General features: G+C 47.2%; 13 protein-coding genes and 1 pseudogene. 5 read left to right on the top strand and 9 right to left on the bottom strand.

Translation table 11 applies throughout. The features are described from left to right. Positions 1-304: 304 nt before the first annotated feature. From JGK11_RS28355 to JGK11_RS28370, 4 genes are all read right to left on the bottom strand, one after another. Positions 305-1,792 carry a DUF697 domain-containing protein gene (locus JGK11_RS28355; RefSeq protein WP_293213800.1) on the bottom strand — a complete coding sequence of 496 codons (1,488 nt, stop codon included), beginning with the start codon at positions 1,790-1,792 and terminating at the stop codon, positions 305-307. Positions 1,793-2,060: 268 nt separating this feature from the next. Further along, positions 2,061-3,512: a DUF697 domain-containing protein gene (locus tag JGK11_RS28360; RefSeq protein ID WP_293213802.1), complete on the bottom strand. Its 1,452-nt coding sequence runs from the start codon at positions 3,510-3,512 to the stop codon at positions 2,061-2,063. Between the two features lie 612 nt (positions 3,513-4,124). Continuing rightward, entirely contained in the window at positions 4,125-5,207 is a 1,083-nt protein-coding gene (locus tag JGK11_RS28365) for an ATP-dependent 6-phosphofructokinase (RefSeq protein WP_293185247.1), read from the bottom strand. Between the two features lie 289 nt (positions 5,208-5,496). Continuing rightward, a complete protein-coding gene (locus JGK11_RS28370; protein WP_293185248.1) occupies positions 5,497-5,739 on the bottom strand; it encodes a hypothetical protein in 243 nt (80 codons plus the stop codon). Positions 5,740-5,882: 143 nt separating this feature from the next. Between JGK11_RS28370 and JGK11_RS28375 the strand changes: the two genes are divergently transcribed. Next, positions 5,883-6,386, top strand: coding sequence for a hypothetical protein (locus JGK11_RS28375; RefSeq protein ID WP_293143532.1), 504 nt, complete (start codon positions 5,883-5,885; stop codon positions 6,384-6,386). Positions 6,387-6,768: 382 nt separating this feature from the next. After that, positions 6,769-6,924, top strand: a complete 156-nt coding sequence (locus JGK11_RS28380) for a transposase family protein (RefSeq protein ID WP_293143535.1) — start codon at positions 6,769-6,771, stop codon at positions 6,922-6,924. A gap of 369 nt (positions 6,925-7,293) precedes the next feature. Here the strand turns inward: JGK11_RS28380 and JGK11_RS28385 are convergent, their stop codons facing one another. Beyond that, a complete protein-coding gene (locus JGK11_RS28385) occupies positions 7,294-8,592 on the bottom strand; it encodes a PilT/PilU family type 4a pilus ATPase (protein WP_293193665.1) in 1,299 nt (432 codons plus the stop codon). Positions 8,593-8,876: 284 nt separating this feature from the next. On the opposite strand from JGK11_RS28385, the gene JGK11_RS28390 reads away from it, so the two are divergent. Then, positions 8,877-10,046 (top strand): DUF58 domain-containing protein, encoded by a 1,170-nt coding sequence (locus tag JGK11_RS28390; protein ID WP_293185252.1) that lies wholly within the window; start codon positions 8,877-8,879, stop codon positions 10,044-10,046. Positions 10,047-10,071: 25 nt separating this feature from the next. Here JGK11_RS28390 and JGK11_RS28395 read toward each other — a convergent pair whose 3' ends face one another. The 3 genes and pseudogenes from JGK11_RS28395 to minD form a co-directional block, all read right to left on the bottom strand. Then, positions 10,072-10,437 (bottom strand): hypothetical protein, encoded by a 366-nt coding sequence (locus tag JGK11_RS28395; protein WP_293213804.1) that lies wholly within the window; start codon positions 10,435-10,437, stop codon positions 10,072-10,074. Between the two features lie 493 nt (positions 10,438-10,930). Further along, positions 10,931-11,188, bottom strand: a pseudogene (minE, locus tag JGK11_RS28400) (cell division topological specificity factor MinE); the annotation flags it as partial. A 208-nt stretch (positions 11,189-11,396) separates the two neighbouring features. Next, on the bottom strand, positions 11,397-12,203 hold the full coding sequence (minD, locus tag JGK11_RS28405; protein ID WP_293187202.1) for a septum site-determining protein MinD: 807 nt from the start codon (positions 12,201-12,203) through the stop codon (positions 11,397-11,399). Positions 12,204-12,484: 281 nt separating this feature from the next. On the opposite strand from minD, the gene JGK11_RS28410 reads away from it, so the two are divergent. Next, complete coding sequence (locus JGK11_RS28410) at positions 12,485-12,610, top strand: hypothetical protein (RefSeq protein WP_293213807.1); 126 nt, start codon at positions 12,485-12,487, stop codon at positions 12,608-12,610. 4 nt (positions 12,611-12,614) lie between these two features. On the opposite strand, the gene minC is transcribed toward JGK11_RS28410, so the two are convergent. Continuing rightward, positions 12,615-13,412 carry a septum site-determining protein MinC gene (minC, locus tag JGK11_RS28415; RefSeq protein ID WP_293213809.1) on the bottom strand — a complete coding sequence of 266 codons (798 nt, stop codon included), beginning with the start codon at positions 13,410-13,412 and terminating at the stop codon, positions 12,615-12,617. Between the two features lie 400 nt (positions 13,413-13,812). Here minC and JGK11_RS28420 point away from each other — a divergent pair, with 400 nt between their 5' ends. After that, positions 13,813-14,745: an ADP-ribosylglycohydrolase family protein gene (locus JGK11_RS28420; protein WP_293198783.1), complete on the top strand. Its 933-nt coding sequence runs from the start codon at positions 13,813-13,815 to the stop codon at positions 14,743-14,745. The last annotated feature ends 59 nt before the right edge of the window (positions 14,746-14,804 follow it).

Consider the following 14,804-nt stretch of genomic DNA (forward strand, 5'->3'; position numbering starts at 1 on the left):
TAAGAGCGCTCAAGCGCAACTACGTACCTTTTTTAAGAGCGCTCAAGCGCAACTACGTACCTTTTTTAAGAGCGCTCAAGCGCAACTACGTACCTTTTTCAAGAGCGCTCAAGCGCAACTACGTACCTTTGTTAAGAGCGCTCAAGCGCAACTACGTACCTTTTTTGTTCTGATGCACCCTACTCAACTGCGATGTTTATGACACAGCAATCAGTTGACCAATTCTGTAATTTCGGGGAAATCTTGATACGACTCGGGAAAAAATCCCTCGGCTTCAGTTCGCGTAATATGGCTGTGGTTTGTGTCATATTTTGAATTCTTGCTGCAAGCGATCGATAATTGTATTGCGCTCGATGGTAGCTAGAATCTCTTGAATGACAGTATCCTGTCCCAGGGGGCCCCAGGTGCAGCCTCTTTCTAAATAAACTTGGGCGGCGCGACCGACAGCGTAGGTTCCGTAGGCTGCTAAACTAGCTTGAGTGACAGCGACTCCGGCGAAAGTCGAAAAGCCGATTTGTGGGGCGACAGCGGCCGCACTTTTCCCAAATCCCAAGAGGAAACTGCTACCTAATTCTCCCAAAAGTACGCCTCCTGCGCTGGAGAAAATAGTTTGCCAAAGTTTGCCGGCTTCGTAACCAGTCATCGGTAAACAGTAAAGTCTGGATAAAGAGCGAATTAAGGCTAAATCTGCAACAGTTGCGCCCATGACATCCAGGAAAGCAACAGGATTTAAGCCGACAGCTAAAGCTTTGTATTTGGCAAATTGCCAGATTAAATCATCGGCTTCTGTTTGGCGCAATTTGAGAACTTGATGAGCAAGATTTGCTTCGGCATCTCTAGCTTCTACTAAAGCATTAAGTGCGAGGAGCGATCGCCCTTCTCTGTTAAGAATTGTCAAAATTGTGTGTTTGAGTTCGTCTATTTGGGGAGGTGGCGATTCCCATTCGTGAGTGACACTTCCATCTGACCATTCTACTCGCACTTGCACTGGTGCAGGTTCGGCGGCTACCATGACTATTTCTAAGGATTTGGCAATTTTAGCGGGTGATTTTGCTGTAGACTTAGGAGCAGGGATGTTATTTTGGCGATCGTCCAAATCTTCCAAATCTTCCTTGTCTGTTACTGCCTCGGCTGCTAGCTGTTCGGAATTTCCCAGCGCTTGCAAACTTTGGTAAATAGCTGTTCGGTCTAATTCTGGATACAGGTCAATTTTATTAAAAACTAAAATTAGCGGCTTTTGAGCAGTTTGTAATTCGCACAAAGCTTGATATTCAGTGCGAGTGATATCGCCAGCTACCACAAACAGAATTAAGTCAGCTTGGCGAGTGACTTGTTTCGCCATCTCGCCGCGCACTTCCCCGCCAACTTCATCAAGTCCGGGAGTATCAATTAATTCTACTTGAACCCCCCCCTGCCCCCCCTTACCAAGGGGGGGTTGGGGGGGTTCTACGCCCTCCAGGAAGGTTAAAGGCACATTCCAACGTACAGAACGAGGCCACTGAGTCACGCCGTTGAGGGGGCCTGTTTGCAGGATTTTTTGACCCAACAGCGCGTTTAATACGGCTGATTTGCCGCGACTGACTAGCCCGAAAGTAGCAATCCTAATTACCTTGTTGTCAAGTTTTTCGGAGGTAGAAGTTAAAATATCTAACTGAGTTTGCAGGGCGGCTTCTAATTCTGTGTTGTTCGAGTTTTTTTTGCCTTGGCGCAGGTAGGAGTAGCGCGCGAGGGCTTGGCGCAAACTGGCGCGGGCGAGGGATAGGCGATTTTCTTGAAGGGAATTGTCAGCCATTGGCGATCGGCTTTTTTAAGCTATGTAATTGAGCATAGAAATATAACATTCTATTTCTTATTTTAATACAATTTTTGATAAATTTTATGACTTACCCAACTGTCCCACGAAATCAAGGTACGTAGTTGCGATTGAGCGCTCTTATTTATATATATGAAAGAGCGCTGAAGCGCAACTACGTACCTAATAGGTCAGACCCTTTTTTAGGGAATCTAGCCCTAATCGTAAGACAGACAAGGTTTCTGGCCGCCCCTGGCTCCAGAAGTATTTAATTTGCTGCCGAATTAACAGCCTGGGCCCCAGATGTCTGAGGCGAGAGACGACTTGCAATTTGATTGACGAAAGATTGCAAGAAGGAAACTTGTTGATTTTGCTGAAATACTGCTTGCAAAGTTTTCGTCAACTGATTGAGACTGAAAATGCCTTTGGCTGCATTTTCCAGTTCTTGATTTTGGAAATATTCAATCAAACTTAGTCCAGCTATTCTGGTAAAATAGGCTGCACTAATTCCCTGCACTGCGCCTCCGGCTGCATAGGTAACGGCATTGCTTTTGAGCAGTCCAGTAATAGTTTGGGTAGACACTTCTACCAATCCCAGTTTGAACATTTGGGTTGCCAAAGTTGCCGCTACTGTCTTAGCTTGGTCTAAGGAAAACTCTTGCTTGTAGATAGCGCCGAGGTCGATTACCAGTTGGGTGCTGATGGCGGTTGTGGCTAGCAAGTCTAAGGCGGCAACTGGGTTGGCAAAAACGGCGGCGGCGGCGATATACTGATATTGTTCGATGATGGGCATTGCCCGATCGCGCCTCACGACATTCAAGCAAGTTTTTGCTTCTAATTTAACCGTTGCAGCTTCCCGCACAGCACTCGCCCAGACCAACTGTTGCCCTTCTTGAGTGACGATTTGAGTCAATCTTGCTGTCAGCGGTTCGAGTTGAGAGACTTGAGTTTCAATCCGTTCTTGAACAGTGCCGTCTGCTTGGTGCTGCCGCACTTTAATCGAATTAGGGGAAGCTGCGATCGCAATTATATCTTCTGTCCCCAATATTCCTTGCATTCTTTGGTGCAACTGCTGCAAAATTTGCGACTGCTGCGCTGGCAAATATTGGTCTAGTTTGTTCAAAACTAGCAGCACGCGCTGACCTGCGGACGCTAGTTGAGATAATGTTTGAAACTCGGAATCCGTGATGTCGCCCGCCGTGACAAACAGCACTAAATCACCGCCGATTTTGGCATCGGAATTTGTGGTATTGGCAAATAGCGGTGCTGTTTCTGAGAAAATCTGCTGTTGTGAGTCTTGGGATGCCCAATTAGAATTTAAAACTTGAATTAAGGCAGTTTTACCGACAGCTTTGCCGCCAGTTACGGTAATCCGCAAATCTTGTCTGTCTAATTCGGCTTTGAGTCGATCGAGCTTTGCTGTTAGATGAGCCGGATTTACCGAGTTTTGAGCTTCTGAGGCGAGCAATTTAATTGCTGCTTCGGCCTGCGCGATCGCTTTTTCGGCTGCTTCCCGCTTGGCCAGGGGCTGCGGGAGTTCGAGTTCGAGTGTGGGAGATTGTTGTTTCCACCACCAATACCCCGCACCGGCAGCCGTCAAGCCGATGAGTGCCGTTTCTCCCATTTCTGAACCCGAATGCTGTAGAGTTTCCAACAGCCAAAGCGCTGCTGAAAGTCCTATTCCGCCTATCAAAATTGGTCGCCGCAAGTTAAGTGTCATTTTTCCCTTCCTGTGGGTATTATCGCCAAGCTTAACCTTACCGGGCTTGGTCTCCCTCCCTATATTCCATCGTACCTCTGCGACATCCAAACTGGCGATCGGGCGATCGGGCGGATTATACCATAAACCTTTTGCGGAAGTTCAAAAAGTTTGTAGTAAGGACTTCAGTCCTTGCTGTTGAGTTAAGCCAGCAAAAAGTGAAGTTATTACTACAAACTGTTGATATTTGACACTCTCCGGGAGTCAACGCCACGGAGATTCTTAAAACCACAACTTTAGTCTTAAAGGCGCTGTCAAATCGCCTCTACACACTCAAAACAACTACATCTTGCGAGTATTGCAATCGTGCTTACTTTTCCTTTGCTTTCGTCCTGCCATCACAATGCCAGATAGGTACGCTCTGTGTTCACCATTACTTGTTTACCCAGGCTACGGACGTATCGAGACGAGATAACACGGGGGTTGCTCCCTAATCAAACACTTCTTCGCATAGATGGTTATTCTTACTCAAACTTATTATAGCAATTTTCATGTTCCGTAGGGAAGAAAAGCCGTCCTATAAGGACGGGGCTTCAAACCCATTCTTTTTGGTGAAAAAGTCTAGGTAATTATCTAATCTCCCAGACAAATTCCCAAACCGCGGGCCGTTTTAACCAGAGTACCATCGAAGTCTACAGGTCTGTATTTGGCGATCGCATCTTCCAGCGGAACACTCACAACTTCTCGTTGTTGCCAAGATACCATGCGGTCAAATTTCTTTTCGGCAACTAAATCAACTGCTGCGACACCAAAAGCCGAAGCAATTAATCTTTCTAGCGGAGAAGGCGTTCCTCCGCGTTGAATGTGTCCCAAAACTGTGACGCGAGTTTCTGCACCGCTACAATCAGAAATTGTATCAGCTAAATACTGACCTATGCCACCTAATCGACTTTGGCCTAAGCGATTTGTGTGCATTACTAACTCGCCTGCTTCTGTCCGCACAGCCTCCGCTACTATAATTAAACAGTAGTTTTTTCCGCGTTGTTGGCGTTCTTGAACTTTGGCGCAGATTTCGGAAATTTTGTAAGGAATTTCGGGAATCAGAATTATATCAGCACCGCCAGCAATTCCGGCACTAATCGCAATATGTCCGGCATCGCGTCCCATGACTTCAACAATCATCACGCGGCTGTGACTGGCCGCTGTAAAATGTAAGCGATCGAGTGCTTCTGTGGCAATATTGACAGCAGTATCAAAACCGATCGAACGCTCGGTAATACCGACATCATTATCAATAGTTTTAGGAATAGCAACTAAATTCAAATTACCTGCGTTGGCAATCTTTCGGAGAATGGCAAGACTGCCATCGCCACCAATCCCAATTAAGGCATCCAAACCTAGTTGATGATAGCCTTCAATAATATCATCAGAGCGATCGCGCAAAGTTCCATCAGGCATCGGGAAAGCAAAAGGATTGCCCTCATTGGTAGTGCCTAGCATTGTACCCCCAATAGTCAGCCAGGAATCTACTTTCTCAATATTCAAGGGTGTTGCTTCAGGAGGGCGACTCATCAATCCTTTGGTGGCTTGACGAATGCCCATCACTTGCCAATTGTATGTTCCCGTCGCGCGGTAAACAACGGCTCTAATCACGGCGTTTAAGCCTGCACAGTCACCCCCGCTGGTGAGAATGCCGATACGTTTTTGTTCTCCCATAATTAAGCCAAACTTTTGTTCCTCAGAACATGGTTGATATTTTCAGATTCCGATTCGTTCAATCCTGATTTTTGACGTAAGTAGTTACAAACAAACTTTACTCTGTAACAGAATGTAAAGCTATGATAACCTTTGTGATTGCTTCGTTTCACTTTGTTTCACTGGCAATGACATACTTATGTATTTTCAAGCTTCACCTAATTGAGCAGCTCATCTCTGATGCACCCTACAAGCTTGATAGCTAACTTTCGTAGCGTCCCAAATCACCGTCTCAAATACAACATAAATTTTACTTGGGATTGAGGCGTTTAGAAACTTGGTTAACGATACCGCTGAGAATTGCACCGCCCATCAAAATACCGAGGGCAGGATTAAATACGGGCTGCCACAGACTGTACCATAAATCGAAACCGAGATTTACGCCAGTCGATCGCCCTGCAACGGCGATCGCAAACCACCCAAAAATAGCCAAGACGAAAAACACATCAGCGACTAAAATCAAGTTGAGGAAGTTAAGAATTTTATCTTTCATGGTCGATGGTTCCTTTTTGAGTGTATATGTGTCAACTTTTGGCAAGAGGTTGGCAAGGGAGCCGATGGATAGCTGCAACAGGCGATCGAATCAAGATAAAATAAAATATCATTCAATTGTTTTCGCATACTTGTGGTCAAAATATGGTTCGTTATACACTTCCTCAAAGCCCCGAAATTATTTTAACTGTCAAAGGGAAAGATTCAGCGAAAGCCCGCGAAGAAGCGATGGATAAGCTGATGCTGCTGATGGATGAAGGGAAGCTACCTACAGAGCTCGCAGAAGGATTTGGGCCCAAGCAGTTTGTTGAAGTTATCGAAGATGCTGCTGTGTCTGACGGCGAGGACGCAATTACTGAAGCAGTGCAGATTTTGAGCAATTTGGCAAGTCTCAAATTGAAGGTGATGGAATCCCGGGAAGAAGCCCTAAAAATCCGGGAGGCGATCGATATTTTGTTTACAGATGAGCCTGTGAGTGCGGAGGAAATTGGTCGTCTGAAAGACGGTTTTAAGGTTCTCAAAAACTTCGCTCAAGCTAATGTCCGCTATCGAGAAGCTAGGGGCAAAGCTGAGGAAGCTCGGGCAATTCTGGACGAAGCTTTGCAATCTGTAGAATCGGAAAAAAAGGCACAGAAATCAGCGAAATAGTAGCTAACTGTAGGCAGGGTAAGCGCACGTTAAATAGTAGCTCAGGATACAGATTAATAAGCCAGATACTGAGGTTAAAGGTGCAATGCTAAAGGTTTGTTAGATTTCCTCGCTTCGAGGCTGACACAAGGTGACACTCTCTGGGTATTCCCACCTCTTGGTTCCCGTTATGTCTCAAGGATTTGCGCCCGCTGCCCGCTGTTGAGCTGCCCACACAGGAGTGCGGTTCCCTTAGAAATATCAGCCTTAAGCCAAGGATTAGTAGACTGTTTTAAATCCGTCGAAGATCGAGCGAGTCGAACGGGGACAATGGCATCCTTTATCCGATATTCTGATCGTTGCGATTCTCTCCACCATTGCAGGCGGACAAAGCTCTTAAGCCATGGTGGAACTCTATGGCAGTAGCAAACAAGCTTGGCTCTCCACCTTCTTAGCACTCCCCAATGGCATCCCCAGCCCAGATAGCTTTCGGCGGGTGATTGAACGTCTCCACCCCAAACAGATGGAAGCCGCCTTCGATAACTGGGGGCGTTGCTGATTTACGGTATGAAAGGCTAAATAGGTCTGTCATAGAAACCAGTATCCACAAAGGTTTTGGATTTTAAACTTATTTTTTTCATACCATGATTAAGCAACGCCCAATATTTTAATAGAAATAGCAAAGAAAGAACACTCTTGACTGAAGTCCCCCGAGCCGCTTCCCTAGGAAGGACTAAAGTCACGCTTGTTTCCCGCATCCGGTATTGATTTTTATGAGCGATGACTATATGGTGAAGGTATTAGTCGCAGCGCTCCCTGAACTCTCTCAAAGTAGCAGTCCTACAACCTAGATGGCAAGTGCGTTAAATGGTATTAATTTGTGGGGTAGGCTTGCTGTGCCTACCCCTGTATGTATGTTGCTATTAGGCTAGGCGCGAACGCTCCTTTCTTTTTTGCTACCTTCAAAGTCGCGAGCCGAGCCGACTTCGTAGCCTCCTGTCCGCAAGCGGCGGTCTAAATCGCTGGCTTCGGGAGAAGTTTTTGTGGCTTCTTCGATTGTCACTCTACCTTCAAGTACGAGTTTGTAAAGATCCTGGTTGATAATCTTCATGCCTTCGTAGGTGTCATTTTGCATCAACCGGAAAGCTTCATCATCATCACCTTTCATCAAGTAATCGTGCATGGCTGGCGTGTTCACCAAAATATCGTGAACTGCGACGCGGCGGTTGTCAACTGTTGGCAGCAAAAGTTGGGCAATTACTGCTACTAAAGAATCGCAAATTTGAATCCGCATCGCCTGCTGTTCCTCAGGTGGGTAGAGGTTTAACAAGCGGTTAAGAGCGTTGATGGCGCTGCGAGTGTGGAGGGTTCCCAATACTAAGTGACCAGTTTGAGCTGCTTGCAAGGCTGTATTGATGGTAACGCGATCGCGCATTTCCCCGATCAGGATGACATCGGGGTCTTCCCGCAAAACTGCCCGCAAAGCCTGCTGGAACTCGTGGGTGTGCAAGCCGACTTCCCGCTGGCTGACCAAGCATTTTTTAGAAGGGTGAATGAATTCGATCGGGTCTTCAATTGTAACTACGTGCTTCTGTTCCGTCTGATTGAGGTGGTCGATCATCGCAGCGACTGTTGTCGATTTCCCGGAACCGGTAGGCCCGGTAATCAAAATTAATCCTTGCGATCGCAAAATGACCTTTTTGAGAACTTCTGGCAACCTCAAGGAGTCGATAGTGGGTATTTCTAAACTGATCAACCGCAATACTAGGGCGCCACCACTGAGGGAATCAAAACAGTTTAGCCGACACCGCACGAAGCCCGGGTAAAAAATTGCTGCATCTAATTCCTTGGTAGCTGCAAACTGTTTTCGCTGTTCGGGGGTGAGAATTTCGGCTAAGTAATGTTCAAAAATTTCTGGCGTGACTTTGGGGTGGCTGGTTGCTACTTGCATGACGCCCCGAATCCGAAATCGAGGTACTTGACCGACTCGAATGTGAATGTCGGAAGCCGAGGCGGTATGGGCATCTCTGACCATTTGTTCGATCGTACTTACGGGAGTCTCAACAGCCCGCTGCTGTTGCTGCTGATGCTGCTGTTGCGCCAGGGGGTGTGCAGCAGGCGCCGGTGGTGGTGGCGCGGGAGTTGCAGCCAAGGGCGGCGGTGGCGGGGGTGTGCGGCGGGCTTGAGGGTCGGGTTTAACGGGTGTAGGATTGTTTAATGGGTTCATTTTTTAGTCTCCAGTGAGTCGATTTTAGATTTTAGATTTTAGATTTTAGATTGACTCGCAGCGCCGTGAATCTGGGAGTTTCAACTATGGTCTAAAATTTGGGGATTGACCGTGCGCGATCGAGTGTCGGGATCTTGTATCCGTTATTGGGCGGGGTCAAAGTATCATTGAAAAAATTCCCGATTTCTAATCTAATCGCTCGCTTGCTAATTCGGTGCCAAATGCTGAGAATATTTTACAATTAGGCTTGATGGGCGATCGAGCAATTAACAGTTTTAACTCCTATGAACATCCGTCACAAAATTGCCGACTGGCTCGAAAATCGCGCTGTTACTCCTGCCTACGCGGGTTGGCTGCTCTCGGGGATGACGGTGTTCTTTTTTGGGTCTGCTACTAATACAATGTCTGGGTGGCTGTACGCGCTCAGCGGTGGCAGTTTGGCGCTGCTGGTAGTAGCTGCGGTTTTGCCTGCAAAATCGCTGCGTTCCTTGGAAGTCCGCCGCCACCCGATCGAACCTGTGAGTGCGGGCGATAAAATCACTGTGGAACTAGAAATCGAAAATAGCGCCCGCCAACCTAAAACCTTGTTGCAAGTGGTAGACATCTTACCGTTTGTATTGGGAAAAGAGCTTGTCCGCCCGATCGAGATCGTAGAGCCTAAAAGTATATACAGGGATACATACTACGTGGAAGTCCGGCAGCGGGGCGTCTATCGCTGGCAAGAGGTGCACTTGAGGACGGCGGCGCCTTTAGGGTTGTTTTGGTGCCGTCGCAGCCGCCCGGTAAAAGCGGTGGCGGTGGTTTACCCGCAGGTTTTGCCGTTGAGCACTTGCCCTTTGATCGATCGCATCGGTCAGGAAGACAGTCCGCAATTGTACGATCGCCTGCGATCGCAAACCGCTACCGAAGGCCTCACCCGCAACCTGAGACCTTACCGTCACGGAGACCCCACCCGCCTGATTCACTGGCGCACCAGCGCCCGCTACGGAGAACTGAGGGTGAGAGAGTTAGAAGTTGCAGCAGGCGGCCAAGAAATTATTATTGCTCTCGACAGCGCTGCATTGTGGCAACCAGAGGAATTTGAACGAGCGGTGACAGTAGCAGCGTCTCTTTACTTCTATGCTAGCAAGCGCCTGTTAAACGTCAAACTTTGGACGGCCGGAACCGGACTTGTCTCGGGGAACCGGGTAGTTTTGGAAACCTTGGCGGCGGTTAATGCTGCCGAAGATGCGATCGATAGTCGATCGCAACTATCGATCATTTGGCTAACTCAAAACTCTGCAAGTTTAAGCACTCTTACCCAAGGTAGTCGTTGGGTACTCTGGCCGAGTTCCACTGCGGAAACAGGCGAAAAACTGTTAGTGAAACATGATTTACCTGGTTTAGAAATTCGCTCGGATAGACCTTTAGAACTTCAGTTACAAGATGCTTTAGAAAGAGCAATTAGTTATTAAGATTGAGTGGATAAGTTTTCCGCTATCATATCAAATCCGGTGACAGCAGAATTCTGCCAGTGCGAGCGTCCCCCCTCGCGACAGGAGATAATATCGTTTCCGGTATCATCTCAAATCGAGTAACAGCAGAATTCTGCCAGTGCGAGCGTCCCCGCTCGCGACAGGAGATAATATCGTTTCCGGTCAAATCCAGTAACAGCAGAATTCTGCCAGTGCGAGCGTCCCCCCTCGCGACAGGAGATAATATCGTTTCTGCGAGCGTCCCCGCTCGCGACAGGAGATAATATCGTTTCCGGTCAAATCCAGTAACAGCAGAATTCTGCCAGTGCCAGCGTCCCCGCTCGCGACAGGAGATAATATCGTCTCCGGTGGCATCGGAATTATATATCAATACGGTTTACTTAACGCTTTTTTAGGAATTTTATCTGACGATTTTCTAGGCAATACAGGCATTTTTTGCAAGTCAGATTCTTCTTAAGTCAACCGTATTGAATTATATATTTGAATCGTCAGAATTCTGCCAGTGCGAGCGTCCCCGCTCGCGAGAGGAGATAACTTGCGAGCGGGGACGCTCGCATTGGTAAAATGATGATTCTGATGCAAAGAGAAACGAGAGTACAAGCTTTTCCCAATTTAAATAACATATTTGGGGCGGACAATCTTAGCCCACCCCACAAGATTTTAATTGTAGAGAGATAGTTTAATTTAAATGGCGAGCCGATCGCACTCATTTACTGAAAAGAAAATCCTAATTTCTATCACTCTGTAGTTTCGGGGAGAGTTTCGACTACATACTCGGGTACATACTCAGCTACCTTTTCAGGTAGATTCTCTGGCAATTTTTCCGGCAATTTATAGGGCAAATTTTCCGGTGGATTTTCCAGTCTCACTCGCCGGATCGGCAGATTTGCGATCAGTGACATAGCCCGCTGGTCGCTTTCGAGACCGAACTCTGACTCAGTGGTATCAATTTCCACGTAGCGAGACACCACCTCTAGAATTTCTCGGCGCATAGACTCAACCATTTCGGGGCTGAGTTCTGACCGATCGTGGGCTAGAACGAGTTTGAGGCGGCGTTTTACATCGTCGCGGCTGTTGTCAGGGATGCGCGGGAAAAGTCGTTCGAGAAGTGTGTATATCATGGTTGCGGCGGGTTTGTCAATGGTTGGGCATAGAAAAAGTCAGGCGATTTTAGATTTTAGATTGGGGAATGACTTATTCCCGTCTGGTTTGGAGTCGGGGGCAGCAGTTTGATGCTTTTTGCGAAATGGTTTTACTCCGGGAATTTTTCGGCTAGTTTTTGCGATGCAGTGGCTGCTATTAAAGGTCGATCGCCAATAGGGCAGCACATCACATAATTTTAGTATTGAAAAACTTGCGGAGGCGAGTGAAAAACGTTTCCCGACGGGGAGTGAGATCTAAAAAATCAACTTTTTCGCCTTCTAAACGGCGGGCAATATTGTCGAAGGCAGTTCCAGCTAAAGAGGTCGTTTCCGACAATACTAATGGTTCGCCTCGGTTGGTGGAAACGATGACCCGCTCGTCGTCGGGAACGACGCCTAACAGCGGAATGGCAAGGATTTCCCGCACGTCTTGCACCGACATCATATCATTTGCCAGCACCATTGCAGGCCTGATCCGGTTGACGATTAGCCTGATTTTCTTGACATTGTTGGCTTCCAGCAGGCCGATGACTCGATCGGCATCGCGGACAGCAGCGATTTCTGGAGTCGTGACAATGATACCTTCTTGCGCCGGGGCGATCGCATTTTGGAAACCCTGCTCAATTCCAGCCGGAGAGTCGATCAAAATATAGTCATATTTTGGTGCCAACATCCCCACAAGCTGCTTCATTTGGTCGGCGCTGATGGCATCCTTCATCCGAGTTTGGGCCGCCGGTAACAGCACCAAGCGCGGCTGCCGCTTATCTTTCACCAAAGCTTGCTCTAAGCGACACTCTCCGGCGAGAACTTCTAATGCCGTGTAAACAATGCGGTTTTCTAAGCCCAGCAGCAAGTCTAAATTTCTGAGGCCGAAATCGGCATCAATTACCGCAACGGTGCGCCCCCGCTTAGCTAAAGCCATGCCGAGATTGGCTGTGGAGGTAGTTTTTCCCACTCCGCCTTTCCCTGATGTAACAACAATAATGCGAGCCATAAGCGATTTTAGATTTATTGGTAATTGCGAATTGGTAATTGCGAATTGGTAATTGCGAATTGGTAATTGCGAATTGGTAATTGCGAATTGGTAATTGCGAATTGGTAATTGCGAATTATTCGCCATTAGTATTTGGTAATTTAGCCAGCATCTTTTATTCCTTGAATCAACTCAACGCTCACAACTAATAAGTCTGATTGTTAGACAAATTTTAGAGGAAGTTTCATTGATATTTTCCATCGTCCTTTAATGACTGATTTAGCCAAGACAAAAATTATCAAATGCAGGTTGAAACAGCATTACCAATTACAAATTACCAATTACCAATTACCAATTACCAATTACCAATTACAAATTACCAATTACCAATTACCAATTACCCATTACCCATTACCCATTACCAATGACCAATTACCCATTACCGCCCATTAACTGCGATTTGTCAAAATCAGAGGCTCTACCGATCCGAATCCCCTGAGGCGTCACATAGGCGACTTCCGGGAAAAACTGAGCGGGTGAGGCTTCTGGGCCTCTGGCAACGTACTTAGCAATCCTAATCACCATCGGTTCCATCTGCAAGGTCATAATCACGCTGTTGGTGTTGCCGCCGGCACCCGCGTGCACGACGCCCCGCAAACGGCCCCAAACCAGGATATCGCCTCCGGCGACGACTGAGCCACCGGGATTTACATCTCCCAAAAGTACGATCGTCCCTGGGTGACGAATTTCTACGCCCGATCGCACAGTCATCTGCAAATATAAAGGTTCCGCCAGCGATTGCGGTTTGTCGGCGGATTTACTCAGGGTAGAAACCGGAGGCTGCTGTTCTACAGAATAGCCTGCCGTAGCTGCGGCAACGGCCGTTTGGCGGCGGCTGGTGTGGACTCGTTTGAGTTGCAGTTCCGCTTCCAAGAGGGCATCGGCGATTTCTTGCAGTTGGCGGATATCCAAAAGTCGATCGCTGCCCATCAATTGTACTTCGGCATTCGGCTGCCAAAAACGTTCTCCAGCATTCAGCCTGACTTTTAACTGCTGGCAAAGTTCAGTCCAAGTCGATGCCGTACCACTTCCAGGTTCGTTGTTCGTTTCTGGGGGAAGTAGCAACAATAGCTGTCCATCTTCAGTCTTAAGTCGGACTTGCAGATCTAAGCTAACTTCGGGTGTTGATTGAGGGGTGGCAGCAGCGGCTGTTGAGGCATCGGGTGTCATGGGACTGTTCGATCTCGGGTAGGGACAGGTTAACATCAATATTAGCTTGAGTCGTCTTTTGCCTCAGCCTTTTAGGCGAAAACTCTGGTTTTTTTTATTTTTTACCGCAAGTAGGGCAATTCTATTTCATTTTTGAACAAGATTTTTTTGATTTACCGCAGAGGGCGCAGAGGACACAGAGAAAGAGAATCAAGAGCGGAATACAGTGGCTGTAAACTGCGTATTTTACTGCTATAAGTAGCACGTCTAACCACATTTGTCTAACTTAGGCAATTATTGCTTTACCAGAAAGCATTAGTTGAAAGCCTTTCCCTTTGAGGTAGAGATTAAAATCAAACGATTCATTACTCCTATCCTCTTCCTTCTTTTCACAACTATCAACTGTCAACTGAAAATTACTATGCAGCAAATAGAACGTTATCGCGGCAGTCTGATCGGTTTAGCAGTTGGCGACGCTTTGGGAACAACTTTAGAGTTTTGTCGCCCCGGAACCTTTGAGCCGATTAACGATATGATTGGCGGCGGCCCGTTTCGACTGCAACCGGGACAGTGGACGGATGATACATCAATGGCACTTTGTTTAGCCGAAAGTTTGATTGAAAAAAAAGGTTTCGATCCAGTCCATCAATTAGAAACTTATTTGAAGTGGCGGCGAGACGGACATTTGAGCAGTACGGGCAAGTGTTTTGATATTGGCAATACGGTGCAACAAGCACTTTGGCATTTTCAAGATACAAAAAAGCCTTACTGCGGTTCTACTGATTCTTGGGCTGCTGGAAATGGTTCGATTATGCGTTTGGCTCCGGTACCTTTGTTTTATGCGAAAAATCCTTTAGAAGTCATAGACAAATCTGGAGAAAGTTCTCGCACTACTCACGGTGCTGCTACTTGCGTCGATGCTTGCCGCTATTTTGGTACTTTAATTGCGGGGGCTGTGAATGGAGTTAGTAAAGAAGTTTTGCTTTCGGAAAGATATTGTGCGATCGCCGAATATTGGGCCGCGCACCCGCTGGTGGCAGAAATTGATGAAATTGCGGCGGGTTCTTTTAAGCGGCGACAACCTCCTGAAATTAAGGGTACTGGTTACGTGGTTAAGTCTTTGGAGGCGGCACTTTGGGCGTTTTATAACAGTTCGTCTTTTGCCGAAGGGTGTTTGTTGGCTGTGAATTTGGGCGACGATGCGGATACAACTGGTGCGGTTTACGGACAGTTGGCGGGAGCTTTTTACGGTGAATCTGCTATACCACAAAAATGGCTCTCGCAATTGGCACATAGCTCTTTAATTGCATCTTTCGCCGAACAACTCTTGACTGTAGGACTTACGCACGGGTGACTATAAACCGAGTTTTTGTACAACAGTTCGCGATCGCAAGTGTCACAATACTTAAATAT

It is taken from the genome of Microcoleus sp. PH2017_34_RAT_O_A (assembly GCF_020737885.1).
In the GTDB taxonomy this organism is placed as follows: Bacteria; Cyanobacteriota; Cyanobacteriia; order Cyanobacteriales; family Microcoleaceae; genus Microcoleus.

Excerpts from the sequence above, each read along its gene's own strand:
- JGK11_RS28360 (WP_293213802.1), bottom strand. The coding sequence starts at position 3,512 with ATGACACTTAACTTGCGGCGACCAATTTTGATAGGCGGAATAGGACTT.
- JGK11_RS28385 (WP_293193665.1), bottom strand. The coding sequence starts at position 8,592 with ATGAACCCATTAAACAATCCTACACCCGTTAAACCCGACCCTCAAGCC.
- JGK11_RS28410 (WP_293213807.1), top strand. The coding sequence starts at position 12,485 with ATGCAGGTTGAAACAGCATTACCAATTACAAATTACCAATTACCAATT.
- JGK11_RS28355 (WP_293213800.1), bottom strand. The coding sequence starts at position 1,792 with ATGGCTGACAATTCCCTTCAAGAAAATCGCCTATCCCTCGCCCGCGCC.
- JGK11_RS28380 (WP_293143535.1), top strand. The coding sequence starts at position 6,769 with ATGGTGGAACTCTATGGCAGTAGCAAACAAGCTTGGCTCTCCACCTTC.
- minC (WP_293213809.1), bottom strand. The coding sequence starts at position 13,412 with ATGACACCCGATGCCTCAACAGCCGCTGCTGCCACCCCTCAATCAACA.
- JGK11_RS28420 (WP_293198783.1), top strand. The coding sequence starts at position 13,813 with ATGCAGCAAATAGAACGTTATCGCGGCAGTCTGATCGGTTTAGCAGTT.
- JGK11_RS28370 (WP_293185248.1), bottom strand. The coding sequence starts at position 5,739 with ATGAAAGATAAAATTCTTAACTTCCTCAACTTGATTTTAGTCGCTGAT.
- JGK11_RS28365 (WP_293185247.1), bottom strand. The coding sequence starts at position 5,207 with ATGGGAGAACAAAAACGTATCGGCATTCTCACCAGCGGGGGTGACTGT.
- JGK11_RS28390 (WP_293185252.1), top strand. The coding sequence starts at position 8,877 with ATGAACATCCGTCACAAAATTGCCGACTGGCTCGAAAATCGCGCTGTT.
- minD (WP_293187202.1), bottom strand. The coding sequence starts at position 12,203 with ATGGCTCGCATTATTGTTGTTACATCAGGGAAAGGCGGAGTGGGAAAA.
- JGK11_RS28375 (WP_293143532.1), top strand. The coding sequence starts at position 5,883 with ATGGTTCGTTATACACTTCCTCAAAGCCCCGAAATTATTTTAACTGTC.